Annotated in this window: 26 protein-coding genes and 1 tRNA gene; 11 read left to right on the top strand and 16 right to left on the bottom strand. The window is 38.4% G+C overall.

All coding sequences use genetic code 11. From position 1 onward, the window contains the following. Positions 1-241: 241 nt before the first annotated feature. Positions 242-640, bottom strand: coding sequence for a LytR/AlgR family response regulator transcription factor (locus EZ456_RS20995; protein ID WP_131533548.1), 399 nt, complete (start codon positions 638-640; stop codon positions 242-244). 627 nt (positions 641-1,267) lie between these two features. Here EZ456_RS20995 and EZ456_RS20990 point away from each other — a divergent pair. The 9 genes from EZ456_RS20990 (at position 1,268) to EZ456_RS20960 (ending at position 10,696) form a co-directional block, all read left to right on the top strand. Further along, on the top strand, positions 1,268-5,089 hold the full coding sequence (locus tag EZ456_RS20990; protein ID WP_205945146.1) for a TIM-barrel domain-containing protein: 3,822 nt from the start codon (positions 1,268-1,270) through the stop codon (positions 5,087-5,089). Between the two features lie 110 nt (positions 5,090-5,199). Further along, positions 5,200-5,421, top strand: coding sequence for a hypothetical protein (locus tag EZ456_RS25600; protein ID WP_225876586.1), 222 nt, complete (start codon positions 5,200-5,202; stop codon positions 5,419-5,421). Between the two features lie 25 nt (positions 5,422-5,446). Further along, the gene (locus EZ456_RS20985; RefSeq protein WP_262712017.1) at positions 5,447-5,989 is read left to right on the top strand and encodes a RagB/SusD family nutrient uptake outer membrane protein; all 543 of its coding nucleotides are present in this window, start codon (positions 5,447-5,449) and stop codon (positions 5,987-5,989) included. Next, on the top strand, positions 5,962-6,027 hold the full coding sequence (locus tag EZ456_RS25690) for a RagB/SusD family nutrient uptake outer membrane protein (RefSeq protein ID WP_262712016.1): 66 nt from the start codon (positions 5,962-5,964) through the stop codon (positions 6,025-6,027). The genes EZ456_RS20985 and EZ456_RS25690 overlap by 28 nt, the downstream gene beginning before the upstream one ends. 21 nt (positions 6,028-6,048) lie before the next feature. Continuing rightward, the gene (locus tag EZ456_RS20980) at positions 6,049-7,569 is read left to right on the top strand and encodes a glycoside hydrolase (protein ID WP_131533545.1); all 1,521 of its coding nucleotides are present in this window, start codon (positions 6,049-6,051) and stop codon (positions 7,567-7,569) included. A 132-nt stretch (positions 7,570-7,701) separates the two neighbouring features. Then, positions 7,702-8,331, top strand: coding sequence for a beta-galactosidase (locus EZ456_RS20975; protein WP_225876585.1), 630 nt, complete (start codon positions 7,702-7,704; stop codon positions 8,329-8,331). A gap of 229 nt (positions 8,332-8,560) precedes the next feature. Beyond that, positions 8,561-8,633: transfer RNA gene (locus EZ456_RS20970), tRNA-Lys, on the top strand. Positions 8,634-8,881: 248 nt separating this feature from the next. Continuing rightward, positions 8,882-10,102: a site-specific integrase gene (locus EZ456_RS20965; RefSeq protein WP_131533543.1), complete on the top strand. Its 1,221-nt coding sequence runs from the start codon at positions 8,882-8,884 to the stop codon at positions 10,100-10,102. 54 nt (positions 10,103-10,156) lie between these two features. Then, positions 10,157-10,696 (top strand): ORF6N domain-containing protein, encoded by a 540-nt coding sequence (locus EZ456_RS20960; RefSeq protein WP_131533541.1) that lies wholly within the window; start codon positions 10,157-10,159, stop codon positions 10,694-10,696. Positions 10,697-11,055: 359 nt separating this feature from the next. On the opposite strand, the gene EZ456_RS20955 is transcribed toward EZ456_RS20960, so the two are convergent. Beyond that, positions 11,056-12,297: a hypothetical protein gene (locus EZ456_RS20955; RefSeq protein WP_131533539.1), complete on the bottom strand. Its 1,242-nt coding sequence runs from the start codon at positions 12,295-12,297 to the stop codon at positions 11,056-11,058. 417 nt (positions 12,298-12,714) lie between these two features. On the opposite strand from EZ456_RS20955, the gene EZ456_RS20950 reads away from it, so the two are divergent. Continuing rightward, positions 12,715-13,842 carry a PIN domain-containing protein gene (locus tag EZ456_RS20950; protein WP_131533537.1) on the top strand — a complete coding sequence of 376 codons (1,128 nt, stop codon included), beginning with the start codon at positions 12,715-12,717 and terminating at the stop codon, positions 13,840-13,842. A gap of 329 nt (positions 13,843-14,171) precedes the next feature. Here EZ456_RS20950 and EZ456_RS20945 read toward each other — a convergent pair whose 3' ends face one another. The 3 genes from EZ456_RS20945 to EZ456_RS20935 are packed head-to-tail and all read right to left on the bottom strand — an operon-like array spanning position 14,172 to position 16,650. Continuing rightward, a complete protein-coding gene (locus tag EZ456_RS20945) occupies positions 14,172-14,468 on the bottom strand; it encodes a hypothetical protein (protein ID WP_131533534.1) in 297 nt (98 codons plus the stop codon). Between the two features lie 6 nt (positions 14,469-14,474). Further along, on the bottom strand, positions 14,475-15,737 hold the full coding sequence (locus EZ456_RS20940) for a hypothetical protein (RefSeq protein WP_131533532.1): 1,263 nt from the start codon (positions 15,735-15,737) through the stop codon (positions 14,475-14,477). A 13-nt stretch (positions 15,738-15,750) separates the two neighbouring features. Then, positions 15,751-16,650: a HEPN domain-containing protein gene (locus tag EZ456_RS20935; protein WP_131533530.1), complete on the bottom strand. Its 900-nt coding sequence runs from the start codon at positions 16,648-16,650 to the stop codon at positions 15,751-15,753. A 128-nt stretch (positions 16,651-16,778) separates the two neighbouring features. On the opposite strand from EZ456_RS20935, the gene EZ456_RS20930 reads away from it, so the two are divergent. Beyond that, positions 16,779-17,159, top strand: a complete 381-nt coding sequence (locus EZ456_RS20930) for a helix-turn-helix domain-containing protein (RefSeq protein ID WP_131533528.1) — start codon at positions 16,779-16,781, stop codon at positions 17,157-17,159. Between the two features lie 89 nt (positions 17,160-17,248). Here the strand turns inward: EZ456_RS20930 and EZ456_RS20925 are convergent, their stop codons facing one another. From EZ456_RS20925 to EZ456_RS20875, 11 genes are all read right to left on the bottom strand, one after another. Beyond that, on the bottom strand, positions 17,249-18,220 hold the full coding sequence (locus EZ456_RS20925) for a DUF3644 domain-containing protein (protein ID WP_131533526.1): 972 nt from the start codon (positions 18,218-18,220) through the stop codon (positions 17,249-17,251). A 3-nt stretch (positions 18,221-18,223) separates the two neighbouring features. Next, positions 18,224-18,712, bottom strand: coding sequence for a hypothetical protein (locus EZ456_RS20920; protein WP_131533524.1), 489 nt, complete (start codon positions 18,710-18,712; stop codon positions 18,224-18,226). A gap of 85 nt (positions 18,713-18,797) precedes the next feature. After that, positions 18,798-19,784 (bottom strand): DUF5712 family protein, encoded by a 987-nt coding sequence (locus EZ456_RS20915; protein ID WP_131533522.1) that lies wholly within the window; start codon positions 19,782-19,784, stop codon positions 18,798-18,800. Between the two features lie 3 nt (positions 19,785-19,787). Continuing rightward, positions 19,788-20,336: a BfmA/BtgA family mobilization protein gene (locus tag EZ456_RS20910; protein WP_131533520.1), complete on the bottom strand. Its 549-nt coding sequence runs from the start codon at positions 20,334-20,336 to the stop codon at positions 19,788-19,790. Between the two features lie 11 nt (positions 20,337-20,347). Beyond that, a complete protein-coding gene (locus EZ456_RS20905) occupies positions 20,348-20,665 on the bottom strand; it encodes a MarR family transcriptional regulator (RefSeq protein ID WP_131533518.1) in 318 nt (105 codons plus the stop codon). 1 nt (position 20,666) lies between these two features. Then, a complete protein-coding gene (locus EZ456_RS20900) occupies positions 20,667-20,924 on the bottom strand; it encodes a helix-turn-helix domain-containing protein (protein WP_317130010.1) in 258 nt (85 codons plus the stop codon). Positions 20,925-21,364: 440 nt separating this feature from the next. After that, positions 21,365-21,694 carry a helix-turn-helix domain-containing protein gene (locus EZ456_RS20895; protein WP_131533516.1) on the bottom strand — a complete coding sequence of 110 codons (330 nt, stop codon included), beginning with the start codon at positions 21,692-21,694 and terminating at the stop codon, positions 21,365-21,367. 89 nt (positions 21,695-21,783) lie between these two features. Further along, a complete protein-coding gene (locus tag EZ456_RS20890) occupies positions 21,784-22,797 on the bottom strand; it encodes a hypothetical protein (protein ID WP_131533514.1) in 1,014 nt (337 codons plus the stop codon). A 532-nt stretch (positions 22,798-23,329) separates the two neighbouring features. Further along, complete coding sequence (locus EZ456_RS20885; RefSeq protein ID WP_131533512.1) at positions 23,330-24,208, bottom strand: hypothetical protein; 879 nt, start codon at positions 24,206-24,208, stop codon at positions 23,330-23,332. Positions 24,209-24,449: 241 nt separating this feature from the next. Continuing rightward, positions 24,450-24,917 carry a DUF4263 domain-containing protein gene (locus EZ456_RS20880; RefSeq protein ID WP_131533510.1) on the bottom strand — a complete coding sequence of 156 codons (468 nt, stop codon included), beginning with the start codon at positions 24,915-24,917 and terminating at the stop codon, positions 24,450-24,452. Between the two features lie 97 nt (positions 24,918-25,014). Then, complete coding sequence (locus tag EZ456_RS20875) at positions 25,015-25,803, bottom strand: serine protease family protein (RefSeq protein ID WP_131533508.1); 789 nt, start codon at positions 25,801-25,803, stop codon at positions 25,015-25,017. Between the last annotated feature and the right edge of the window lie 243 nt (positions 25,804-26,046).

The raw sequence follows: 26,046 nt of genomic DNA, 5'->3' as shown, positions 1-26,046 counted from the left end.
GCCTTTAAAACAATAAAACTGCTAATAAAATAAATCCGATGGCTATTGGATCAGAATGAAGTACCTACTTTCACTTGTGCTTAAAAACTTAATCGTCTTAATTCCTTAATGGTAAGAAAGATAGGGGTTGAAAACTAACGCTCAAAGCAAAAATGATGTACCTTCTTTTACTTGTGCTTAAAAACTTAATGGTCTTAATTCCTTAATGGTAAAAAGAAAGCGGGTATCATCAGCGAGCTATTCACAAAAGCATTTCTTTGTTATTATGTTCAGCCAGAATCAACTGATTCACGGTATCTTCAAATTTTTTAAAATTGAGGGGTTTAAGTAAAAAACAGTTGCCCTTATCAAAAGCATCAATAGCCTTATTACCTTCGGCACTTACAAATACGACAAATTTTACGCTGTTTCGAAGCATTCTGGCTACATCAATTCCTGAGATATCCATTTGGATATCCAGCAATAGGAAATCAATTTTTCCGTAAGTCCAAAAGGCGGCCATGGCATCTATTGCATCCGTAAAACTTCCTTTAAGTTGGAGTTTATCTATTTTGGAAACAAAGTGCTCCAGTATTTTTACATCTATTTGGCTGTTATCTATAATTACACAGCTGTAGGATTGTGGTATTTGGAAATTCATTTATTATAAGCAATTTTCCAAACACTTGCAAAATGCTTGCCATTCGATCCTTTATTAAGTTTGTAATATAAAGATACATTCATTTAAAATCTAAGTAATCAATGTTTTACGGCTAAATCGTACTAAAAACAGACGATTACGCGCTTTGTGTTTTTTTTGATAATATTGGTTTTTATGTGTAGGTAGTTTAGTGAAGTTCTGTAAATATTGTAGCCTATACGGCAAGACAGTTATTTGATAAGCCGCTCATACTTGTAAAGAGATGACTGCAGTACCCGTAATTTCGCTAACCGAATAATTTTTCTGATCATGATTCATCGGTAATTGGATCTTGGTCGTTGATCCTTTGCTTATTCTAAAGCCTTAATGTCCTAAACTTCTTAATAATGAAAAAAACAGAACACCCTCTCTGGTAAAAAATTAGATAGGCAAACGATTGCGCGGTTTTTGTCCTCAAAAATGCGCTAGTTCCTTTAATGTGTTTGTTAACTTTATCCCATAGCAACTAAACCTATTAGCTTGTTCAACATATAAACACATAACCAAATTTAACTTTTAATGACCCCGCATTATTTTTTCAAAAACTTTAAAATAACCAGTTCCAAAAATCAATCTAAAAGCGTTGTTTTGGCATTTGCGTTTTTTTTAATTGCCGTTCCGTTTTTTATTGCTGCTCAACCAGCCGCTCAGAAAATCGATCAGGTAGCACAAAAGGTTACCAAAGTGCTTAGTGCAACAAAGATTAATACCACTACAATAGAATTATTGCTTTCTGATAACCAACGCTTAACCTTAGATTTTTATGGCGATAATATTTTCCGCCTTTTCGAAGATCCTACAGGAGGTTTTATACGCGATCCGGAAGCAAAACCAGAAGCCAAAATTTTAGTGGAAAACCCACGCAGACCAGTTTCAAAACTGGATATTAAAGATGAGAATAATCAACTATTCATATCTACGGGCAAGATCACTGTTCTTTTCGATAAAAATACTTCCCTGATCAAAATTATCAACCTTGCAACACAAACTGTTGCTGTGGAAGAATTAGCACCGATCCAATTCGAGAAAGGAAAAGTAACCCTTAGCTTAAAAGAAAACCCACAGGAATATTTTTATGGCGGTGGTGTACAGAACGGCCGTTTCTCGCACAAGGGAAAAAATATTGCTATCGAGAACCAAAACTCCTGGACAGATGGGGGAGTAGCGTCGCCAACACCTTATTATTGGTCTACCAATGGTTACGCGGTGATGTGGCATACCTTCAGTAAAGGGAGCTACAATTTTGGCGCTAAAGAAAAAGGATTGGTGAAATTGGCACACGAAACCGATTACCTGGATGCCTTTTTTATGGTTAACGATGGAGCAGTACCTTTACTAAACGATTTTTATCAACTTACCGGAAATCCGATTTTGTTGCCAAAATTTGGTTTCTATCAAGGGCATTTAAACGCTTACAACCGCGATTTTTGGAAAGAAGATGAAAAGGGAACTTTATTTGAAGATGGTAAACGCTATAAAGAAAGTCAGAAAGATAATGGTGGTATAAAAGAATCGCTTAATGGTGAAAAAAATAACTACCAATTTTCGGCCCGTGCAGTGATTGATCGATATAAAAAACATGATATGCCTTTGGGCTGGGTACTTCCAAATGATGGTTATGGCGCAGGTTATGGCCAAACCGAAACATTAGATGGCAATATTCAGAACCTAAAGAGTTTTGGCGATTATGCCCGTAAAAATGGTGTAGAAATTGGACTTTGGACACAATCCGATCTTCACCCTAAATCCGAAGTGAGTCCATTATTACAGCGTGATATTATTAAAGAAGCCAGAGATGCTGGTGTTCGGGTATTAAAAACCGATGTGGCATGGGTTGGTGCCGGTTACTCGTTCGGGTTGAATGGTGTTGCCGATGTAGCGCAGATTATGCCTTATTATGGCAATAGCAGCCGTCCATTTATCATTTCATTAGATGGTTGGGCAGGTACACAACGTTATGCCGGTATTTGGTCGGGTGATCAAACTGGCGGCGTTTGGGAATATATCCGTTTCCACATCCCTACTTATTTAGGTTCTGGTTTATCAGGTCAGCCTAATATTAGTTCCGATATGGATGGCATTTTTGGTGGTAAAAACCTAACCATCAACACCCGCGATTTCCAATGGAAAACCTTTACGCCAATGGAATTAAATATGGACGGTTGGGGCGCTAACGAAAAATATCCACACGCATTGGGCGAACCTGTAGCTTCGATCAACCGCAATTATTTAAAACTTAAATCAGAGCTGATTCCGTATACTTATAGCGTGGCAAGAGAAGCCGTTACCGGCTTGCCAATCATCAGGGCGATGTTTCTGGAGTATCCAAATGCCTACACAAAAGGTACTTCAACACAATATCAATATCTATATGGACCTTCTTTCTTAGTAGCGCCAATTTATCAGGCTACCAAATCAGACGAGAAAGGTAACGATATCCGCAATGGTATTTATTTGCCAGAAGGAATATGGATTGATTATTTCACCGGAGAAAAATACACAGGAAATAGCATTCTCAATAGTTTTGACTCGCCGTTATGGAAATTGCCTGTTTTTGTTAAAAATGGTGCTATTATCCCGATGACGAATCCGAATAACAACGTTTCTGAAATCAACAAAGCAAACCGTATCTATGAATTATATCCTTTTGGAAAAACGTCATTTACTGAATATGATGATGACGGTGCAACAGAAGCCTACAAATTAGGAAAGGGTGCTTCTACTTTAATCGAATCAGAACTGGATCAAAAAAACAATGCCTTGGTTACCATTCATCCTACAAAGGGCGATTTTGATGGCTTTGTGAAAGAAAAAACAACAGAATTTGTAATCAACGTTACCGAAAGATCCAAAAGGTTAACCGCAAAAGTTGGGAACAGTAAAATAAAATTGACAGAAGTAAAGTCAAAAGACGAGTTTTTAAAACAGTCTAACGTTTATTTCTTCGATGCTTTACCAAACTTAAACCGTTTTGCTACAAAAGGAAGCGAGTTTGAAAAAGTGGCAATGGTTAAAAATCCTCAATTGCTGGTTAAACTTCAATCTACCGATATTACCATCAATCCAGTAACACTTAGCATAGATGGATTTAAATTTGAACCTGCAGATAAACAACGTTTGTCAACAGGGAAATTAACTGCTCCTGCTAATGCAAGGGTAAGTGATAAAAACAGAGAAGCTTATACGCTTAGCCCAAGCTGGATCAAAGTAAGCAATGCAGATTTTTATGAAATCGATTTTAATGATATGCATTATACCACGATCCGCGATACTACTTTGTTATTTGATGGGTTATTGCCTGAAACAGCTTATTCATTTAAACTACGAGCGGTAAACAAAGATGGTTATTCTGATTGGACCGAAATCAAAGCCACTACTAAAACCAATCCTTTAGAGTTTGCTATTCAGGGTATTGTAGCCGAAACTACTGTAGAAAATCAAGGTGGCTCTGGCATCAATAAATTGTTCGATTATGATGAAGGCAATACCTGGCATACCAAATGGGGCGCCAAGGCAGTTCCTTTTGATATGATTCTCGATCTGAAATCGATCAATCAACTGGATAAATTCCATTACCTGCCGCGTACGGGAAGAGGGAATGGAATTTTATTAAAAGGTAAAGTATTTTACAGCAACAATAAAGAAAGCTGGACAGAGGCTGGTGCATTTGAATGGGCCAATAATGACGAAATTAAAATATTCAATTTCACAGCACATCCTGCTGCCCGTTACATCAAAATTGCTGTTGCTGATGGAGTAGGTGGTTTTGGTTCAGGCAGAGAGCTGTATGTATTTAAGGTTCCTGGTACCGAAAGTTATCTTCCAGGCGATATCAATAACGACCGTTTAATTGATAGGAACGATTTAACCTCTTACATCAATTATACCGGTTTAAGAAAAGGTGATGCCGATTTTGAAGGTTATATCAGCAATGGTGATATTAACAAAAATAACCTGATTGATGCTTATGATGTTTCGGTGGTGGCTACACAGCTTGAAGGAGGTGTTAAAAATGCTAAAATTGATAAAATTGGAGGTAAACTGGAAATCAGTACTGCTAAACAAGCTTACAATAAAGACGAAATCGTCGAAATTAAAGTAAAGGGAATAAACCTGAAATCAGTAAATGCTTTAAGTTTTACCCTACCATACAATGCACAGGATTATGATTTTGTAAGCGTTCAGCCTTTAAACACCAAACAGATGGATAACCTGACCAACGATCGCCTGCACACCAATGGCGCTAAGGTTTTGTATCCAACCTTTGTAAACATCGGCGAAAAAGATGCGCTAAATGAAACAACTGATCTGTTTATCCTGAAATTAAAGGCAAAACGCAAGCTACAGTTCGGGCTTAAGATTGGTGAAGGCATTTTAGTAGATAAGAATCTCAATTCAGTTAAATTTTAGTTAGTTAGTAGTGATTAGTGTAAAGAGGTCGGTTTTAATCGGCCTCTTTTTTTTAGATTCAAGTTGCAAAATTCTTAACCGATCAAAGTAATGAAATTATTTTTGCGAGGGTGTTTACAAAAAATGCAAACCACACTCATTTAGAAATAGCTAACGGACCGAATGGTTACGGCGGTTGGGGCGGAAATCTGCCTATGCAGAACCTCGTAGATGATTACGAAATGGCCAATGGAAAACCGATTACCGACCCTACTTCTGTCTACAATAGCAATAAACTTACAAAGACCTTGATCCGCGTTTTGCCGCAACCATTTTATATAATGGGGCTGTAACCGTGAGCGTAATGTAGAAACCTTTATTCCTGGCGGGAAAGATAGTAAAGATGGAAATGACAACTGGAATACAACCAAAACAGGATATTACCTTAAAAAATTTATGAATAATGCCTATCCATTGCAAAATCCCTGGGGTAATGCAGGTTTTCAACCTTGGATATATTTTAGATATGCAGAAATTTTGCTTAATTATGCTGAAGCTGCAAACGAAGCTTACGGACCTGATGCTGTTCCTGCCGGATCAACAATGTGGGCAAGACAAGCCATAAATATGGTTAAGGCAAGGCCAGATGTGAATATGCCTGCATTGGCAGTTGGACTCACCCAGGCACAAATGCGCGATGCGGTTCTTTATGAGCGTAGGGTAGAACTTGCTTTCGAAGAACATCGTTTTTATGATGTAAGAAGATGGAGAATTGCAGATGTAACCGAAAACAAACCTGCTGGTGGAATGATTATTACCAAAACAGGTACTGGATTTACTTATACACCTAAAGTTGCTTTAGATGGCGTAAGTTTGAAACCAAACATTATTGGTTGCCAATACCTAGAGCAGAAATTTTAGCTTCAGGTGGTAAATTGCAGCAAAACCCTGGTTATTAATAAATAGAAATTAAATTTTATATGATAAAGTCATATCAACACCTTAACCGTTTTTTTATCTGTCTGGCCTTGTTTTTCTACGGCGGAACTGCTCTTGCACAAGAAGTTGTAAAAATAGAAATCGATCCAACCATCACATTCCAAACCATAGAAGGCTTTGGTGCTTCTGATGCATGGACTTGTCAATTTGCTGGATTATGGCCTGCAGAGAAAAAGGATAAGATGGCCGATTTGCTTTTTAGTACCCAAACTACAAATACGGGTCAGCCTCTTGGTATTGGTCTTAACATGTGGCGTTTCAGTATTGGTGGTGGCAGTGCCGCGCAAGGTAAGGCAAGTGATATTGGCGACGAATGGCGTCGTCAATACGCTTTTCTGCAATCGGATGGTAGTTATGATTGGAATGCAATGCCAGGACAAACCTGGTTTTTAAAGGCCGCCAAAACCCGTGGCGTAAAACAGTTTATCGGCTTTGTAAACAGTCCACATGTACGGTTTACCAAAAACGGCAAAGCATATTCTACTGATGGTAACTGCAACCTGAATTTTGATAAACTTCCCGAATTTTCTGCCGATCTCGTAGCCACAATTAATGGAATAAAAAAAACAACTGGCATAAAACTGGATTACCTCAGCCCTGCAAATGAGCCACAGTGGAAATGGAATGAACACAACCAGGAGGGCTGCCCATATAACAACGCTGAACTTGCCCAGCTTTATAAAGGTGTAAATGACGCATTCGCTAAAAATCAGATCAAAACCAAAATACAGGTAGGAGAGGCAGGCCAGCTCGATTACTTATACGATAATGGGAACACCGCGAAGGGAAATCAGGTATATCAATTCTTTAATGCTTCATCTCCGAATTATGTAGGCAACCTGTCCAATATAGATCAATCTATTTCTGGTCATAGCTATTTTACAACAAGTCCTGAACAAAAATTTATAAATACCCGTAAAAAAACAGCAGAAGCAGTAGCCCAAATAAAAGGTTTAAGGTATTGGATGTCTGAATACTGTGTGCTTGGTGATGATGTGCTTAAAGGCGAAAAGCGTGACTTGGGTATGGTAACTGCTTTGTTTATTGCAAGGCTAATTCATCACGATCTGGTTTTATCGAATGCTACCTCATGGCAGTGGTGGTTGGCCGTATCGGCGGGCGATTATAAAGATGGACTGGTTTATATCGATAAAAATAAAACAGATGGACAGGTGTATGATAGTAAAATGTTATGGGCTTTAGGCAATTATAGCCGTTTTATTGGTGCTGGTAGTAAAAGGCTTCAGGTTAAAACAATTGAAGGAAAAGTGCCACAGGTTTATGTATCGTCTTATTTGCAAAATAAAAAACTCATAACGGTAGCCGTTAATCCAACAGAAAACGATCTTGATCTGGATATTGACGTAAAAGAAAATAAGCAAAATTTTGTGCAAACCTATGTTACTTCAGCCGAATACAATTTATCACCTTATAAACAATATAAGGATACGAAACATATTCGTGTTCCTGCTAAATCTGTAACCACCATACTAAGTAATTAATTTTCTTAGTATGGAATTATAGCGCTCCTTATTTTTTTTATCCCAATCATTTTGTTTTGAGCTGAAAAGCACTTTATAAATCGATATGGGAAAACTATGCTTTAAATTTTTTAAATACTTAATACATCTTAAATGAAACCTACCCTCAAACACGTGATGATTAAAGTAATTTTAATTACTTGTTCTGCCAGCTTTGGTGCCTTTGCACAGGTTCAGCACACTTTTAAACTCGCAGATTCTATTTTTCTGCTTGATAATAAACCCTTTCAGATCATTTCTGGAGAAATGCATTACCCCCGTATACCCAGAGAAGCCTGGCGGGATAGAATGAAAATGGCTAAAGCGATGGGTTTAAATACCATTGGTACTTATGTTTTTTGGAATGTACACGAACCACAGAAAGATCAGTTTGATTTTTCTGGCAATAATGATATTGCCGAATTTGTACGTATCGCAAAAGAAGAAGGATTACGAGTATTACTTCGCCCTAGTCCATATGTGTGTGCCGAATGGGAATTTGGCGGTTATCCATTTTGGTTACAGAACATTAAAGGTTTACAGGTTAGGAGTAAAGAAGCACAATATTTAAAAGAATACAAAGAATACCTTACAGAGATTGGTAAACGTTTAGCTCCGCTACAGATTAACCACGGAGGTAATATGGCTAGAATCTACGATAAAAATAATTTTTTCGGTAGGTTTTTGTCCCAAATTGTTATGCAAACCTTTTTTGCATGTGCCATTTATAACAGTCTGAAATAATAATTGGATTCTTATTAAGAAGACTACTTAACTTATTTGTCGGTTTTTGCAACAAAGCAGATGAAAAGAAAGAAAAAAGATATTTTTTTAATTATGCTTAACCATATGAATAATAAATATTTAACTGTTTGTTGTTTAGTAAATGTTAAGTTTTTATTAAATAGATTGACTTTGTCCTTTGCAGGAATGAATTTAATTTCTAACTTCGCAGCCTCGAAAGGGACAAAATGATTCCGTAGCTCAGCTGGTAGAGCATTACACTTTTAATGTAGTGGTCCTGGGTTCGAATCCCAGCGGGATCACAGAAGATAGTATCAAAACTACGTAAAAGCTTGCAAATCAAAGGATTGCAAGCTTTTTTCGTTTACCGGAAACACCAAAATATGCAATAAATCGCATAAAAAAAGTGAGTGATTCGGTGAGTAGTTTTACAGAGTGGTATACTCACTGAAAACAACGTAAGTTATTGACTTACAGAAAGTTCAATCATTGAACGACTTGATACGATTAGACTGCAAGGCTAACTTTGTTAACTTTAAATCAGTCGATTATGAAAACTAATTTCAGTCTGCTCTTCTACCTGAAGAAACCAAAAAACTATCTTAAAGGTGCTGTTCCTGTTTATCTAAGGATTACCGTTGACGGAAAACCTGTGGAAATGTCCGCCAGCAGAAAATGTGAACCGGAATTGTGGAACACCAAAGCAGGCCATATGACCGGCACAAAGGAAGATGCCAAAACCTTCAATTCCTATCTTGACAAAATGAAAGCGGGCGTTACTGCTGCCCATACCGCTTTATGCGTAGAAGACGCAGAGATATCCGCTGAAGGCGTTAAATGCAAGTATCTGGGCAAGGCAGAAAAAACACACACCATTATGGAAGCTATTAAAATCCATAATACAAACATGGCCGCACTTGTAGAAAAGGAAGATTATGCGGAAGGCACTTTGAGGCGATTTAAGGTACTTGAAAAGCACGTTAAAGAATATCTTTTATTCAAATATCAAACAGGTGACCTCAACATCCGACATATAGACCATGAGTTTATTGATGGTTTTGATTTCTACCTGCACACTTCAAAGGATAATGATACCAATACTGCCAGTAAGCACCTTAAGAATCTGGGGAAAATTGTCCGTATATGTCTTAGAAATAAATGGATCATCACTGACCCCTTCTTTGGTTATAAGTTGAAATCAAAACTTGTACAAAGGGAGTACCTTACTGCGGATGAACTGCAAAACATTGCGGGCAAAAAATACAGTACAGCAAGACTTACGCAAGTTCGGGACTTCTTCCTGTTTAGCTGTTATACGGGGCTGTCCTACGCCGATGTGCAAAAACTCAAACAAACCGACATACGTATAGGTATCGACGGGGAAAAGTGGCTGTTCAGCTATCGCAAAAAAACTGGTACGCCTGTAGCCGTTCCGCTTATCCCAATAGCTGCTGATATTCTGGAAAGGTATAAAGATCACCCTTTCTGTGTCAATCAGAACAGGGCGCTGCCAATTTCCAGCAATCAAAAAATGAACGAGTATTTGGTGGAGATTGCCGCCCTGTCGGGCATCGTCAAAACGTTGGGCAACCGGATTGCCAAGCGCACTTTTGCCACTACTGTTACCCTTCTGAACGGTGTACCTATTGAAAGCGTATCTAAAATGATGGGGCATACCAATATACGCACCACCCAACTTTATGCAAAAATGCTGGATGAAAAGGTAAGCAGCGACATGGCACCTTTAAGACAAATATTCGCTTCAATTTAATCCGATCCGGTCGGCAGCTCATCTACCGACCGTTTTAAATACTTGATAAATAAGATGGAAACAAAGATCAAAATTTCTGATGAACTGGTTATGAACCAGATTTACATGATAAGAGAACATAAAGTGATGCTGGATTCCGATCTGGCGAAGTTATACGGAGTGGAAACCAAACAGCTAAAGCGGCAGGTAAAAAGGAATGCGGAACGTTTTCCCGAAGATTTCATGTTTGAGTTGAATACGGAGGAACAGAAAATCTTAAGGAGCCAATTTGGCACCTTAAGACACGGCGCGCACTCCAAATATAACATCATGGCCTTTACCGAACAGGGCGTGGCAATGCTTTCCAGTGTATTAAACAGTATAAGGGCTATTGAGGTAAACATCCAGATCATTCGCATTTTCACTAAAATGCGCCATGTGCTGTCGGACAATACAGAGATCAGGCTGGAAATTGAAAAGATTAAAGGGAAACTGGATAACCAAGACAAAAACATGGGAATAGTTTTCCGCTACCTAGACGAACTGCTGGAGAAACAGGAACTGCCAGTGCCGAAAAGGACACGCATTGGGTTCAAACCCGACGAACTGTACTAATCGGTATCGAACACTTTGATCTCGATTTTTTTAAGCACTTTTTGCGATTAAATGCGGTTTAACTGTGTTCAAAGTATTACCGATGAACCTCATTTTTTTTGAACATTATTAGCGAGTATTATTTGAACCAAATTCTTGTAAATCCAATATATCAATTGGCACATTACCAAGTATACTTTAGGCATATTTCTATCAAGAACTTATAAATTATCGAAAAAGTTCGAGAGCTGTTCATGAATTGTCAATACAGGGGCAATGCGATAATTCATTTCGTAATACTTCTTCCTTTTATACCAACGGAATAGATTCAAACAGCATCAGAAAATCAAAAGTCCAAGATTTAAAAAAGAGAAATAGCACTAAGCTACATGGTTTGGGTGCCGGATCGCAAACTTAAGGTTATAAGAATTTAAGTGATTGTCATATTGGTCTAAATCACATACTAGTAGATAAGTATTGTATGACATTTGATAAGCCTTTCCCTTGAGAATTCTATTGATTAACTCGACTGGCACAGTTTTCCCGGGGAAAACTTCTTCAAACAGGTGTTTAAGATATTTAGCAAATACCTCATGGGCGTTTCCTTTTTTACTGCGGTCAAAAACTTTTAAAATCAGTTCAATTTGCGTAACAACTGTCTTTGTTCCAGTTACCTCGTATATAAGGTCATTGGCCAAATAATCATCTGAAAGATGTAAGGTTGATGATATGGCACCCCAGGAATCGTCGTAATGATTTACGTATTGACCTGCGCTAAGCAAATGCACCCTCATAAAGTCCCTTGAAAGATACGGTGACCAGCCATTAGTTAAGAGCACTTCTGGTGGATTCGCCTCAGCTGCTTGAAGTTCTTTAACATCCTTTATTGAATTTAGAACATCCTGCTTAGTTACTGGCCGACGCATAAAAAACTGCTGCTCCCACCTTTTTATGCCTGCAAGGTTATTAAAGAAATGAAGCATAAGCATCCACTTTGTAAAAATTAAGAGTTTGTGGGGCTTGATTCGGCTATTGATTGTGGTGAAGGTTTCTTCAAACCTCATGTAAACTATTAGCAGGTATAAAAATGGAGTCAGCATCAGAGTTAATTCCACTGGTAAGACGAATTGTTCCAAATAAGCGAGTGTCCAGTACTCCAAGAAATGCTTGTATAGATATATGCAAACCAATAGAATTATTCCTAAAGAGATTGCTGTGTCGACTTTTTTGAAGATCTTATGAACCTGCACATCTTCCGGCTTTTGGCTATAGGAGATCAGACCTTTTAGGAACAAGACAAGTACAGCTAATAACAATTCCTTCCATAGATCATAAGTATGCAGCCCCATGATGAATTCCAACAAGACCGTAATCTGGGCTAGCTCGACTAGTATGGTCTTAAAATATTGTTTTATATCAGGTGTTCTTCCAGCCTTGTACATCGCGGGCAATGCAGCAAAAATCATCCAGATTGCTGTGTCTTTTAACATGCTAAAATCCCACATCTCCACTTTAGAGAGTAGTGCAGCACATATTCCGGTATATATTATTGTTATTGCATAAATAATTAAAAAGTGTCTTATAATTAATGCACTAAGAACGGGCTTAAGATCCTTACGCATGCCACTGTTTAAGCAAATAAAAATTAGAAAAACGATGCCCAATATGATATAGGCATGTTCTCTTGTATTGAAAATTTCAGAGAGTGGCATGAACAAAGATAAACATCCGCTTGAAGATGAGCATAAGTTTCCAGCCTGCATTTCAAAAATAATGAACTTGTACAACATCTTCAAACTATCCCCATTTGAAGACATAAACAGTTCTGAATTCCGCAAATACGAGGATAATCAAGACGCACCATTGAATTACACATTTCTCAAATTAAGGAAAACGAGTGCTGGATAAAGAGACGCTGTTAAATCGCTAATCCTGTGATAACACGTAAATATCATTATGACCCGAAATTTATAAAGCTTGGTTCTACATATTGGCTTTATTTTATAGCTTAGTGAAAAGCTTAACAAATAGGGAAGAACATGTATATCATCATCGATACCAGCTCGGTCAATGCTGACCTTAAGCTTAAAAATGCGGGGATCGTAAAGCTGACCAGCAAGGCTAAAGACCAAGGTTACAGGGTATGCTTTCCGAGGGTGGTCATTGAAGAAATGGCCAAGCACTATTCGGAAAATACCGCGAAGGCCCTCAAGGATCTTAAACGCGCAGCTAAGATTCTTGACGACGAAACGGAGACATTAGTTCTGAATGAAACAGAAGTTGAAACCGCAGAAGAGATAGTTGCAGATTATTTGCCCAAGCTTAGGAAACGGATAAAGGAACTTGGTGCAGAAATATTGAAACTTCCTTCAAGGGACCAACAACATGAAATCTTGAAAAAAGCTGTCAAGCGGATAAAACCGTTCAACAGTGCGGGTGTCGGCTACCAAGATGCTACGATCTGGGCGAACATAATGGATATCATGCTTAAATTTTCCGAGCATGAGGGAATTGTAAAGCCAAAGGTGATCCTAGTCTCAAGTAACCATACCGATTTCTGTAATAGTGACAAGTTCGACCTGCATGATGACCTGGCCGCGGAGCTGGAGGAAATCGGCGTTCCGGATATTGCCGTGAAGATCGTAAAAACCTTGGATGATGCCTCTTCCGAACTTACCACACATACAGATAAGATCATTTCCGATGAAACCCTGGCGTTCTTCAAAGATCCGATATATGCATCATCCACATTCAGGAGAGAAGTTGAAAAGCTGATACTAGACAAGCTTTCTTTCAAAGCTTTTAATAGTTCGGAAGTCGGACTTGGCGATATTTTTGAAGATCCCACTATCGATATGATGCACGAGGATTTCGATTATTCAGCCATCGAGGCTGAAATACTTTCCGAAGAAGAGATTTCGATCTCGCTAAAAGTTTCCCTCACTTGCCAATTGGATGTCTTCGTTGATAAATCGGAAGCGTATCACCTTGAAGAAGGTACTTTAAGTATCTATGATCATGATTGGAATAATCATTATGTTGCTGCGCAACTTGAAAAGCAGGTATGGTTTGAGGTTAACCTCATCACCTCAAACAACTTCCAAGAAATTTCGAGCTTTGAGATCGAAGCATCAGAAGAACTAAACGATGAAATGGAATTTGATTAGAGAATATTGTAGCAATACGTATAATTTTCATATCGGCCAGATTTTTTGTTCTATTAAAATCCGGTGAAGGTGATCTAATTTAAAATCACCTTGATTTTTGACACCAGATTAAATGAATTTTTTTTCTCTCCAAATCCTCTATTATAGGCTCAATAAGCAATAAAAGGCGATTTAAATGTTCAAAGTATTCATGCTGATCGGTAGTTTTCTGTTACTGTCTTCTCCGTATATGCCAAAAGCGGGAACAGCAACAGCCCAGTGCGGAGGCCGTTCCGCAGGCCGAAAATGCGGGACGGCCAGTTTGCAGGCATTATTTGGGTAAATCCTATTTATGGTTTTTGATTGATAATATCGCTATTTAATTCCATTTTTTTGGTAAATACATAACATAGGTTCAGCAGTTCCACCAATTGATTATAAAAAAATAACATATCTGTTAGTTCCTCGCCTTCAGGAGATTCAGCAGCGAAATGAATCCACCCCTCGTATAGCTTCCAAAGCTTAGTACGGGATTCGTGAATCGGATGGTTCACGAAAAAATAAGTAATTGACGGCACAGGATTATCAAGATCTTCATCGGAAATATCAACAGGTTGATAATTTAAAGCCTTTAAAATTTCTTCCATAACATTTTATTTATTGATGAAACTATATACCCTTCTTAATTGATCTACAAAATCTTTAAAATCACCGTCATAGTGTTTCTTTAGTACTAAGAGCTGAAATTGGCTTTGCTGAAAATAACTGACCAGTTTGCTATCTTCAACAGAGTTCAATAGCACATATTTTCTCGGGCTGTAGCTCAGCATAGCAAAGAAAGCGGTATTGAAGTAATATTGTAGCGGATGTATTCTTCCTTGAAGCATTAATCGAAGTTCCAGTTTATAATAATCCCCCATGTCTTTCCATAGAAAACAGATTTCTGGTGTTTCATTATTAAAGCCGCATGGCGTCATATACGATCTTCTTGGCTTGCCCTTTACATTACGCATTCCATATGTATAACTGTAGTGTGTGTACAACCTTCCTGAAAGTAAAGGAAGCGCCTTTTGCCAGAGCTCAAAAAGCTGATTGAAATTATTTTGGTTCTGTTTCCTTTTTTCAGAAAGCTTATAAGCGTCTTCTTTATATTCCGGGCTGGCAACCAAGGCTATTTTCTTCATTTCGAAGCAAATCTCAAGGAGGTTTTGTTGTTCGTCCGAAAGATCGATTTCAGAAAGTTGCATTTCATTAAGCACGTATGTTGTAAAGCTTCTTACCTCGGTTTTAGCCTTGTTCAAAATCCCTATATAAGGAATTAGAAAGGGATAATGATTTGTTCGGAACCTTTCATTGTTGTTATCTGCCAAACAGAAACCCAACACCGTATGGGTTTCTCTAGGTGGCTGTTCTTGAATTGAATGAACTGCTTTCCGTAGCTCCGCTCTCTTTGCAGATACTACAGGGAGTTGTTTTCCAGGTTTATATAAGCCTTTATATCTCACTTTCGATGATACATGTAAACTGTCCTTTGACTTATGGATCATCAGATACTTAGATCCCCCTGTTTCCTGATCAAAAAATCCCGGCCAATAATAGTCCTCGAAATTATACTCAGTGTAATAGTACATCAGTTGGTTAAGCGAAAAATAAGCATATCGGCTCAAATAGTTTTCATGGGTATCAACGCTGCAACTTACCAGTAGTTCGGATGTGGTGACCTTAATATAAACTAGTTCTTCAGGCTCTTTATCCAGAATTACACCGATTACAAGCAGTTCATTGCTGAAAGATATCTTTCTGATTTTAATGGGAAAATAACCCCTTTTGGGTTTTCTGATCTCGGAATATTGGTTCAGTGTATTTTCTGTAAGTATCCTTGTATTTGGCGGAAAGGGCAAATGAAAAAAGTTCATCGATGGAATAGTTTTATCCTCCATAAACCACCTCTCTTTCTTTTTTTAATTGTGTGTAGGATTCCGCCACAGTTGCAAGGGAATTTATCTTGTCACCGCACATAATTTTAGTGAGCTTTAAAAAGGTGGAAACACGGGTGAATATTTGTTCCGCATCGGCTTGTTCAACCTTAAAATCATCTTTGTAACGTGCAGCGGAATAACTTTTTACCATAATATCAAAGAGCCGTTTATCATCTTCCCTGCCCGTTAAGAAGAGGCTTGATGGTGCCGGAGAAAAGCTATCGCACAACCGAAGCTGTCTATACAGGTTGTGTATATCAGAACGGTATGCCAGATGAACCCTTATCAAAGCAATACAGCATTGCTCTGCAACCTGATGCGCCATGAATGCGCTTAGATTGTAATGTTGGTTCGTTAAGCATTCTTTTGCACTTTTTAAAAAACCTGTTGCCAATGTAGAGCGGTGATTGTAATGTTTTTGGGCTTTTACTGCTCCTTGGGTGGGTATAAAATTTATGATATGAGTGCGCTGCACCATACCATCCCGACTATAAAGAATCTCGCTCTCGTTATAAATGGTGATGAAAAACCTGTTATTGGCCTTTATTGCATCCGTAATAGTTTCTTTCCCATGAGCCAATATGGTGATCTTGCCGAACGGATAATGATTATTGGCAAAGTCCTGCACCTCGTGTTCAATTCTGGTAACGCTTTCGGTTACCATCAACAAAAAATAATGATAGTTTTCTGTATGGTGGTCTTCTATAAAACACCCGTCATTGACTTTAAAATAGATGTTTTTCCCAAAGCTATAGATTTGCTCGGGCTTGAATTTTTGAACCAGCTCTTTGATAAAGGCCGAAAAGGTTTCTTTCTGGATGTGACCAGATTGCGAGAATTGTGTTTCCATAATCGTGACATTTTTGATTTATTAGATCAAAAATGCTGTACGGCAGTGCCGTAACCTACCACTAAAGCTGGTATCTTACTACAATACATTGGTTCATTACTATATTAGGAATTTATTATATTTGCTTTATGGAAACGCCTACAAAATCTAACAAAGTGCACATCGGCAGAAAGATCAGCCGCATCAGGGAAATACGTGGTATAAAACAAGATTTTCTTGCTATTGAACTAGGCGTAAGCCAGCAGACGATTTCTAAAATCGAGCAGAGTGAGGAAGTTGAAGATGTAATGTTGGAAAAAATTGCAGGTGTGCTAGGTGTGAGTGCTGATGCAATAAAGAATTTCAGTGAAGAGGTTCTAATATTCCATATCCAAAATATGCATGATAATGCATCTGCATATCAGTACAATTATCAATGCCACTACAATCCACTTGATAAAGTTGTCGAGCTTTATGAGCGACTACTTGCCAGCGAACGTGAAAAAATAGAAATTCTAAAGGGAAAATAGATTCATATTATTCATGTAAACATATTTAGGTAAATCAGTGGTCAACTAACGGTGGGGATGAAATTTTATAACAATTTAAAATAAGTGCATTAAATATATCTTTCTTTGTTTTCATTGCAATGCATCTCAACAACCTCCACCCACTTTTCGTACCAGTACCACATGTTTTCAACTTGAACTCCAAATCCTTTTCCTACGCCTTTAGCATTAAGGGATTGCCAGAGTTGTGTATGTTGGTACATTTTAAATTTAGTAAAGCCTTTCGCTTGCATTGATTTACATATTTGCGTTGGAAGATGTTTTTTCAATTCACGATCTTTTATCACAACATATTCTTTATTAATGTGCTGTGCAGCAGGTGAATCAGCTTTCAGAAATTCAATAACCTTATCAGCTTGACCTTTCTTATTAACGATCTTTGGTACATAAAGAACCCTGTAAGCAAAGCGACTGTCATTAAATTCCTGTTCAGTTAAACCATCGTCAAATGCATTAATATAAGCTGATATATTTTGAGGGAGATCCGTAAATTGCCTAAGTTGCGCCGCATGCTCATCTTTGATCGAAGAAAACTGTAGCGAAAATGAAAGATGCTTATCAATACCATACTTTGTATCAAATAACGATTTAATAGCATCATTATAATTCAGGCAACAAGCCTGAAATCTTGCACTTAGGTATTCATCTATTTTATTAGTCATCTGATGTTCAATTTCATGTCTTAAACCAATTAAGAATCGCAGATTTGCCGCCACTATCGATTCTACAGGTGATTCATCGCAATTTAGACATCTTTCCAGCTCATAAAATTTATACGCTTTACGCTTAGTTCTATCGTACCGTTTCCTACCATTCTTAACCGTATGATACCTATATTCTATACCCTTATCTCTAAAATAAGCGTGCAAAAGATATGTCCAGGAAATGGTTGACAGAACAATATATGTTTCTGATTTAAAGTGAATATTCGGATTATTAAAAATTTGTACAGCACTAAGCATTGCTTCTCGAGATTTAGTTAGAAGCTCCTCTTTTATCGACCAAGTTTTTCTCTTACCCATGATTTAATGTCTCCTTGGTGCTGATCTAGTGTGAGGTCTGACGTAAGTACCGTCTTTGCGAGTGTATCCTTTTATATGAACCGTTCCACCCGAAGAAGTGGAAGATTTTTTGCTACTGATACCACCTCCATATGTTGAATTTGAAACTTGATTGTAAGAATACCCTGCATCATCATTAAAAGTTAGTGCCGTAAGTTGCTTTTTGTTAAGCTTTGCCAACTTACGCCAGCTTGTTAAGTATGCGCTATATCCATTAATCTGACCATATTTTGTTTTTGCTCGCTTACCTTTTCCCCAATAAATAAAAGGCCTATTAGCTGGAATAATAGCTGTAGAATTATTTTCGTTGGGCTGCGAATAAACAGGTGTTTCCTCACCAGAACTAACTAAATAGTAATTGGTGGTGCAGCTGGATAAAATAATTGTGCATGTCAGAATTACGAATGTGAATCGACTTATTAAGCCGAAAAATGTTTTATTAGTTTTGACCATGATTAGTTATTAAATATCTACTAATGTAGATATGATTATAGCCGTATCAAAACGGGAAACCGTAAAGCCTTTATTTTATATCAAATTATAAACTATGTCCGTGTGAAATATCCCTACTTGCTTTTTTTCTTCTGCGTTTTTCTGCCTCCTCTACCGGATTTGTCTGAGGTGAATCATAAACTGGTTCCATCAAAATGCTGAGTAAATCAGCACCAAATTCACCTATAGAACTTACCATTTGGCCAACATTTTCAAATAAGCCGTCTGCTACTCCGATAGTGAGTTCTTTGAGCGGTTGAGATAAATTAATATTTCGGTGTTGAATGCCATCCAAAATTCTCATCAGCATTTTTTGTTCCGCTGTTCCATTTTTCATCGTATTAGCATAGGCAAGGGTATCTTTTAACCCTCTGTCAAACCCAAAAAACGCATCAAAAAGACTTTCACCAGACTGTTTGAAAGCTGTTCGGTTAAATTCGCCAAGCTTGGCGGAATGCACTTTGTTATTTCCCTTGGAGGTATTCTGCGGGCTAAGCTTAATTCTATTTGTAATGTCCTTACGGCTGACAATGATCTGAATATGATCCTGTCTTCCATCTTTGCGCTCGCCCTTTTGCCTTGTTCCATCCTTTACTTCCTTATCTGTGTGTTTGTAATAACGATAGTTTTCGTGCTTGCCATACCAGAGCAAATCTTTATGGCTGTTAACGCCTGTCCTCTTAAAGTTTTTGGCGTATTCGTCCATTACCCTCACAGCAAATTCCTTTAGCTTTTCCTTTGTACCTTCTTTGCCGTATTTCTCGTAAAGGTGCGCCAGTTCCTTTTGGCTCGGACTGATGTTGATTAGAAAAAATTTACTATCAATGCGTCCAAGTTTGGCAATGTTGCCGTCTATCTTCATCCTGACTTCCTGCCTGCGGATTTCGTAACCTGTGCCGTTAAACCAATTTTCCTGTTCCAGACCTTTTCCTTTTTCAATCTGCATCTGGTTCTCTTTTTCAAGGTAATTGACCAGCGCACCGCTGCTGCCCTTATTGTCTCCCGTTTCTGATGTGGTGATGTTGATGAACATAAGCTATAGATTTTCCAACGATTGCCTGACATGGGCTTGCAGTTCCTCTTTTTTAACATTGGCCGTAGTCCAGCCCAGCGATTCCCTTTGTGTGATGTAATATTCGAGTATCTTGCTAAATCGTAATTTCAGCAACGCTTTGTCTTCCATATGGGTCTGTGTTTTGGCAATACCACGCTGGAGTGCTGTCATACCCTCTGCAAGCTTTTTCGTATTTTCAAGATCCTGCGCCATAAACTTGCCAATGTCCTTAATGTACAGTGTGTGTTGTTTTGCTATTGTCACTAGTGTACCCGAATCGCTGAAGATAGGCAACAGGAAATCTTTTTCCTGCGTTTTGAAAAAGCCAATAATTCGGTTATTTCCGTTGACCAGCTCTTTTTTCAGCAGTTCGTCATTCAGGTCTAAGGGGTCTTTCTTGCTCCGGTAGAAATACTCTACCATTTGTATGACGGTCGTTTTTTTTGTCCTGCCCAGCTTGAGGGCAATCTTTTCCAGTTTTATATCGGTGGCTACTGGGTAGCGCACCGATTTTGTATTGATATCCTCCATATCCTGAATGTTTAAGGATGGTTTGGTATTTCGATAATAAATCTTACTCGAGTACCTCTTTGCGGGTGCCATGAAGGATTGTATTCTATGTAGCCGTATTCTACAAGGTCTTTGATGTTTTTATGGTAGGTGGCAATAGACCTGATGCGGGAGAACCGCATCAGTTTTGGCCTGCTGACCTGAAAGGTTTTTTCAGGCGCATCGCTATCGCTGTAGTAGAACAATGCCATCAGCAGGCTGATGTGTGTGGCATAAAATCGGCTTTCCAGTGCCACCCGTTCAAAATATCCACTAAGGGCATGGCGTTGTATGTTCAGATAGTTCTTCATGTTATTCTCCTTTCAATATTTTTTCTATTTGTACCCGGCTGTAATACATCGTACCTCCAACTTTGCGGAACGGTAATGTTCCGTTGATGCGCAGGTTCTGTAAAGTACCTGGTGATATGTTCAGCATTTTGCGCACCTGCGCACTTCTTAGCCATTCGCCGTTTTGCTGGTGTTCCATCCCTTGTCCGATAATGTCTTTCATTTCCTGCAACAGTTCGGTTTTGAACTGGCGGAGGTCTTCCATTGTGATGATGTCCATTTTCATAAATTGCACTCCTCTCTAATGTTTTAATTTGCTGATTAGCTGGCTAATCATATATCTAATTAGCTGGCTAACTGCTTATCTGCTAGTTTAGCTAATTGGTATACCTGAAAGTATACCGTTTATGGTTCTTAAAAGGCTTGCAAAGCCTCAAAGTAGCCCCGGAGGCTACTTGAAACCCCTGTAGCGATAGCGTAAGGGCAAGCAAGTAGGGCTCTGCCCAACTTCCGCTTGCTCAGCCCCTGAAAAGGGGACTGACTGCCTGAACCGCCTTTCTACCGCCAATGACTACACCCATGAAAGCGCCACAACCCTTTGGGCTGTACCGAATTATCATGCTGTGCCAGTGGTTATTGTTACACATAAACCATGGTTATGTGGATATATATCTATGTTGCTATATGGATATGTATCTGCTTGGCTATAGGGATAGGTAGTTATATTGGTGGTGGGATACCGTTCGTTGGGGAATAGATTTCTTCCCTGGTTTTCTTCTTTCCCGATCTTACCCATTCGGATAGTTCCACTGTGGAGAAATACAGTCTTTTGCCCCGCTTGTTAACGGGGATTTCCTTCCGGCTTACTTTGGTGTAAAGCGTGGGTACGGACAGGCTAAGAAATTCGGCAGCCTGTCTGATGGTCAATAAATCGTCTCGGGGACGTTGGGAATTTTGCAACCTGTTTTCCAGCAACAGGTCTTTAATATAATCTACCTTTTCGTGCAGTACGCTAATGGCCTGCGGTAGTTCTTCAAATGTGTACTTCATAAGCGGTATCTTTTGTTTTGATACCGCAATGATAGTCGCTTGTTTTGTAGGGTTACAACACGTTAAACTGCATCCTTACCGTTTCCCTACTAATATTTACTGTTTTTTTTGTTTCGGACTGTTGGAACCAGAAAAGGAACTTTGTCTTTCATCCTTACCTCTAAAATTGGTGATTTGCAGACCTTGGTATCGGAAGATATTATCGCACTGAGCCAGCCCTCCGAATATTCGTTTACCTTATCTCCATTGCTATATAAGAAGTGTTTTAGAATCCATTTTTCAAGTTCTGCCTTATTGCATCCCACAATCAGGTTAGCTTCATAGAGCTGCTTAAAAGCATCGGCAAGCATATTACTGTTTCCGTTGAAGATCATCTGGCTTGCAGGTTGCTCGTCCGCTTTTATAAGAGCTGCTAGTTGGCTGAAATGTTCCTTTGAAAAATAAGTCCTTAGGATTTGCAAAAAGTCATTGATATACTGATGATTGAATTTTGGCCGACCCGCATCGGGATTATATGGGATTTTTGGGGATAGCTCTGCCGTAGCATCTTCAACTTGTTCTGGTTGATTTTCCTGTTTGACCATCCATTCTTCGAACGTTTCACGAGGATGTAGGATTTCATCAATTTCGCTGACCAGTTCACTTAAGAATTTGTCCCTAATCTTTAATGTATCGTGCAGACTTTCCACAAACTCATCGCCTATATAAATATCCTTGTAGTCTGATTGCAGGTTGTTAACGATGAACAAGTAATCGAGTTGAATCGAAAATATGAAGTTGCTGGGATATTCCGCTCTAAGCTCACCGTAATGTTCGTGGAAATTTGTCCATATTAGTTTAAACCTTTCCTTTAATTTTTTGAGCTGTTCAAATTCTCTTTTTAAACTGATGTCATTAAGAGATAGCAGATCAATTAATGCCATGTCTTTTAATACCCTGATTTCACTCTTATAAGTAAAAGAATCATAGTAATGTGTTTCATGGACAAGGCTATAAGCTGGCTTATTTCCATCTTGTTTTATTGGACTTTTCAATTCAGCCTTAGTAATGATGCGGAGTTCGAACGTCTGTAAACGAACTAAAAAATTGGCTAAATTTTGCATAAATTAATCATGTTTAAGCGCTGATTCTTAAATATATTGAAAATTTAACCCATTATATTAATTAGATCAAAAGAAAAGAAGCGATTTTTAAAATGCAGATATCATATTCTTCCATTTGTTCGTCTGAAAAACCTAACGTAAGTTTGACTTCTATCCTCTTGATGAGGTGTTTCCTAAAAGTTTGCAATTTGAGCGTTTCTTCTAACTGCTCTAAATTGTTATGTTCATCGTTTTTTCTATTGGTTAATTATAATAGTGTCCATTCTCCACCACGTCAGCATCCGTTTGAAAACCGCGCAATTGCGTTCAGCAAATTCAAACTGATCGAAGCCAATTTCAATTTCAAAGACTTAACCAGCCCAGCTCAAAACCAAAGCAGGTATCTACTATTTCGCTTTTAATCTGGGTTATTGTGAACTCAAGGAGTGTAAGATCATGGTAGGGTTTAACTCCTAATAGACAGGTGTTTAATTGCAACTTTACTAATTAATTCAATAAAAGATACCGTCAACACTTAAAATAACCTGAATTTTCAAATCTCGTGGATATACTGTATGACTGACCGGTAATATTCGAGCTTACTGGGCATTGGTAACTGTACAATCTCCACGTTGTTCGCTTTGAACAGATCGAGCTTATACTGTGAGGAGGAAACATAATCTTTGGGGATGTAATAATAGATCTTGTTTTTGATCTGTATCTTATTCTTGTAGAACTTACTCCTTGCCCTATAGGTCAATAGCCACCAAAGGTCATTTTCTACAAAATCCAGTCCCAGTCCGAAGATATGGACATCATGGGTAAAGAAAAGGTCAATCCAAGACTGGATTGCCAGACTACCCTTCTCTGCGAGCCTTTTTTCAAGTGGATCCTTTTTAACCAGTCTGCTCTGGTAAGAAGTACCATTAACGACATAATTGCGCATGTTCTGTAACTGTCCGCAGTAATGCTCATAACCAAGATTGATCGAAAGTGGATAATTGCTTTCACCGTGTAGGTGCCAGTAGGTCGTGCGATCACATTCATTCTTCCTGAAGATGCTATACAACGTCTCATTGACAATACCGAGGTTCTTTGCAGGCGCTATTCCCTGCAGTGAATAATCATAATTGGTGGTCATTACATGTGCCGGCTGCAACGCACGAATAGCCTCGTGGATTTCATTTTGGGTTATTTTTGCTACTTGTTCTGCGATAAATATTTTTAGAGCTTTTTCCTCTATACGGCCATTGCGTTGCAGGGCACTCAAGAAAATTTCTTCGTAAAGCAAAGGAAAAGGTTTTTTGTCATGAAAAACAATCTGCTGCGAAACGCCACAAAAATCCGTTATTTTATTTAGAAGGTTGGTCCAGGTAACACCTGTACCAAGGTCGTTGAAATGGTTTCCAACTAAGAGCGCAATATTTTTCATTCGGAAAACGATTTGGTTTAGCGAATTTAGGGAAAAATGTTTTAAAGCTGATGTCAAACACCCGCGCTTTCACTTGGGAGCGACGTGGCGCTAAAAAATTCTCGTAATCTTCGCTATGGCATCTTCCTCTATCTTCAGTTCGGATCTGTATCAGACGTAAAAGCAACCAATGCAAAACGGCGGACACTGGGAACCTCAAGGATACCATTGATTTCTTTCCGCTAAATTTCCGCAACATTGATTAGAGCTGAACTCGCAGCTTTTGTAGTTGCTCAAGATGGATGTAATTGATTTCCTCAAGTTCTTCAAAAGTAAATTCGTCAATACCATGATAGCGCCTCTGCAACTTGGATTTGAACACATCAAGATACTCCTCCTTTTCTACCGAGCGGCCGGCAAGTAGCTGAAAATCATAATTCTGAGTTTGATAGCCAATCTTCAAAGCCAGTTCTCCCCAGTTCTCGGCAACTTCGGTATAAAGTTGGTAGTTGTCCAGCTGTTCCAAATGCCGGTTGACCTCCTCGCTCAGTTTTGGATGTTTACGGTGCTTATGGGCCATCAGCTGAACACTTTCTTTTTTCACCTCGAAAAATGTAGTTGGCAGGTAATTCGGAAGATCGGTTTTGAGCAAATAGTCACAGATCCGCCTTTGGTTATCTTTTTCTCCTTCAATTGCACCAGTTTTTGTATATTTGAGCATCAAAAACATGGGGGATTAAAGTTGGTATAGCTCTTTTGCTTCATTGTCCTTTGAGATGGTGTTTGGTATTCTTTTGGCACATCCGCCAGTAAAATTCTTCGCCAGTTTATTTGGCAGGTTGCTGATTAAATAGATAATAATTTACACCTACCTCGTCTAATTTATCCATAATAAATTCAGACGATATTCCTATATTCTTCGTAATCAGCATAGCAACTACTGCTCCGTTATGAAATATTGGTCCTCCACTATATCCAGAAGGATCGAATCCGTTATTCGAAATCGGATTAAGCCTTATCTCTTCTTTATGAGGTATGTTGGTTGTAAGTAGAAATGTTATAACGTTCGTTACCAGCCCTGGTTTACTAAGCGCAGTTATTTTATTCGCATTTAGGCAGTCAAATTTCCCAGTAAGTATGGACTTTTTGATTCTGCTTAGCTCGTGATCCTCCGAATAACCATACTTAGCGGCATGCGCTTTTGCATCATCTATTACACATTGGCGAGTTCCTCGATTTGGATTGACATTATCTTGATACGCTAGATTCGAAAAACCTTTAAATACTAAATCGTCTTCGCTTATTAATTCAGCAGATGGTTTGAAGGCATAAAAATCTGAATCTTCCACTTCAAGTTTTCCTATACATAAATCATGGTGTTCAGGTGGCCCCTGATCGAAAAGGTCTTTATCTAAAACCAGCAGTGGTTTGAGTAATGGGATAAAAACTCTATTAATAACTGCAAAAAAAACTCTTCCTGGCTTCCTGATGGTATGGGCAGCTGTTACATAATATCCATTTTCGTTAATGAAAAATGCAGTTCCAATATTAGCATAAGTATTCAATTCTGCATCGTAGCCTACTATTGGAAAATATGGGGTAGTTGATGAACTCATATGTTAACTATAAATAAATTACAAATGTAGTAAATTGATTAAAGTGCATGATCGTAGTTTATAGGATTACGTTGGGAAAATTTCAATCTTTGTTGATATAATCTATCACTATAAGACGATTGAAACCTTCGCGCTTATTCTTCAGTCAAGGCAAATCAGGTTTAGTAGCCTTACTTGTCTATAGGGAGTAAATTTGGGAGTTGTTTAAGATTCGATTTAATAGATCCATTTTTATGAACATAA

Origin of the sequence: Pedobacter psychrodurus (genome assembly GCF_004331735.1) — a bacterium.
Classification (GTDB): domain Bacteria; phylum Bacteroidota; class Bacteroidia; order Sphingobacteriales; family Sphingobacteriaceae; genus Pedobacter; species Pedobacter psychrodurus.
Note: the sequence above shows the minus strand (reverse complement) of the source record. Positions and strands in the feature narration are given on the sequence as shown.

Bases quoted from the DNA above. Each gene is read 5' to 3' on its own strand.
- EZ456_RS20995 (WP_131533548.1), bottom strand. From the start codon at position 640: ATGAATTTCCAAATACCACAATCCTACAGCTGTGTAATTATAGATAAC.
- EZ456_RS20980 (WP_131533545.1), top strand. From the start codon at position 6,049: ATGATAAAGTCATATCAACACCTTAACCGTTTTTTTATCTGTCTGGCC.
- EZ456_RS20975 (WP_225876585.1), top strand. From the start codon at position 7,702: ATGAAACCTACCCTCAAACACGTGATGATTAAAGTAATTTTAATTACT.
- EZ456_RS20965 (WP_131533543.1), top strand. From the start codon at position 8,882: ATGAAAACTAATTTCAGTCTGCTCTTCTACCTGAAGAAACCAAAAAAC.
- EZ456_RS20960 (WP_131533541.1), top strand. From the start codon at position 10,157: ATGGAAACAAAGATCAAAATTTCTGATGAACTGGTTATGAACCAGATT.
- EZ456_RS20955 (WP_131533539.1), bottom strand. From the start codon at position 12,297: ATGCGTAAGGATCTTAAGCCCGTTCTTAGTGCATTAATTATAAGACAC.
- EZ456_RS20950 (WP_131533537.1), top strand. From the start codon at position 12,715: ATGTATATCATCATCGATACCAGCTCGGTCAATGCTGACCTTAAGCTT.
- EZ456_RS20945 (WP_131533534.1), bottom strand. From the start codon at position 14,468: ATGGAAGAAATTTTAAAGGCTTTAAATTATCAACCTGTTGATATTTCC.
- EZ456_RS20940 (WP_131533532.1), bottom strand. From the start codon at position 15,737: ATGAACTTTTTTCATTTGCCCTTTCCGCCAAATACAAGGATACTTACA.
- EZ456_RS20935 (WP_131533530.1), bottom strand. From the start codon at position 16,650: ATGGAAACACAATTCTCGCAATCTGGTCACATCCAGAAAGAAACCTTT.
- EZ456_RS20930 (WP_131533528.1), top strand. From the start codon at position 16,779: ATGGAAACGCCTACAAAATCTAACAAAGTGCACATCGGCAGAAAGATC.
- EZ456_RS20925 (WP_131533526.1), bottom strand. From the start codon at position 18,220: ATGGGTAAGAGAAAAACTTGGTCGATAAAAGAGGAGCTTCTAACTAAA.
- EZ456_RS20920 (WP_131533524.1), bottom strand. From the start codon at position 18,712: ATGGTCAAAACTAATAAAACATTTTTCGGCTTAATAAGTCGATTCACA.
- EZ456_RS20915 (WP_131533522.1), bottom strand. From the start codon at position 19,784: ATGTTCATCAACATCACCACATCAGAAACGGGAGACAATAAGGGCAGC.
- EZ456_RS20910 (WP_131533520.1), bottom strand. From the start codon at position 20,336: ATGGAGGATATCAATACAAAATCGGTGCGCTACCCAGTAGCCACCGAT.
- EZ456_RS20905 (WP_131533518.1), bottom strand. From the start codon at position 20,665: ATGAAGAACTATCTGAACATACAACGCCATGCCCTTAGTGGATATTTT.
- EZ456_RS20900 (WP_317130010.1), bottom strand. From the start codon at position 20,924: ATGGACATCATCACAATGGAAGACCTCCGCCAGTTCAAAACCGAACTG.
- EZ456_RS20895 (WP_131533516.1), bottom strand. From the start codon at position 21,694: ATGAAGTACACATTTGAAGAACTACCGCAGGCCATTAGCGTACTGCAC.
- EZ456_RS20890 (WP_131533514.1), bottom strand. From the start codon at position 22,797: ATGCAAAATTTAGCCAATTTTTTAGTTCGTTTACAGACGTTCGAACTC.
- EZ456_RS20885 (WP_131533512.1), bottom strand. From the start codon at position 24,208: ATGAAAAATATTGCGCTCTTAGTTGGAAACCATTTCAACGACCTTGGT.
- EZ456_RS20880 (WP_131533510.1), bottom strand. From the start codon at position 24,917: ATGTTTTTGATGCTCAAATATACAAAAACTGGTGCAATTGAAGGAGAA.
- EZ456_RS20875 (WP_131533508.1), bottom strand. From the start codon at position 25,803: ATGAGTTCATCAACTACCCCATATTTTCCAATAGTAGGCTACGATGCA.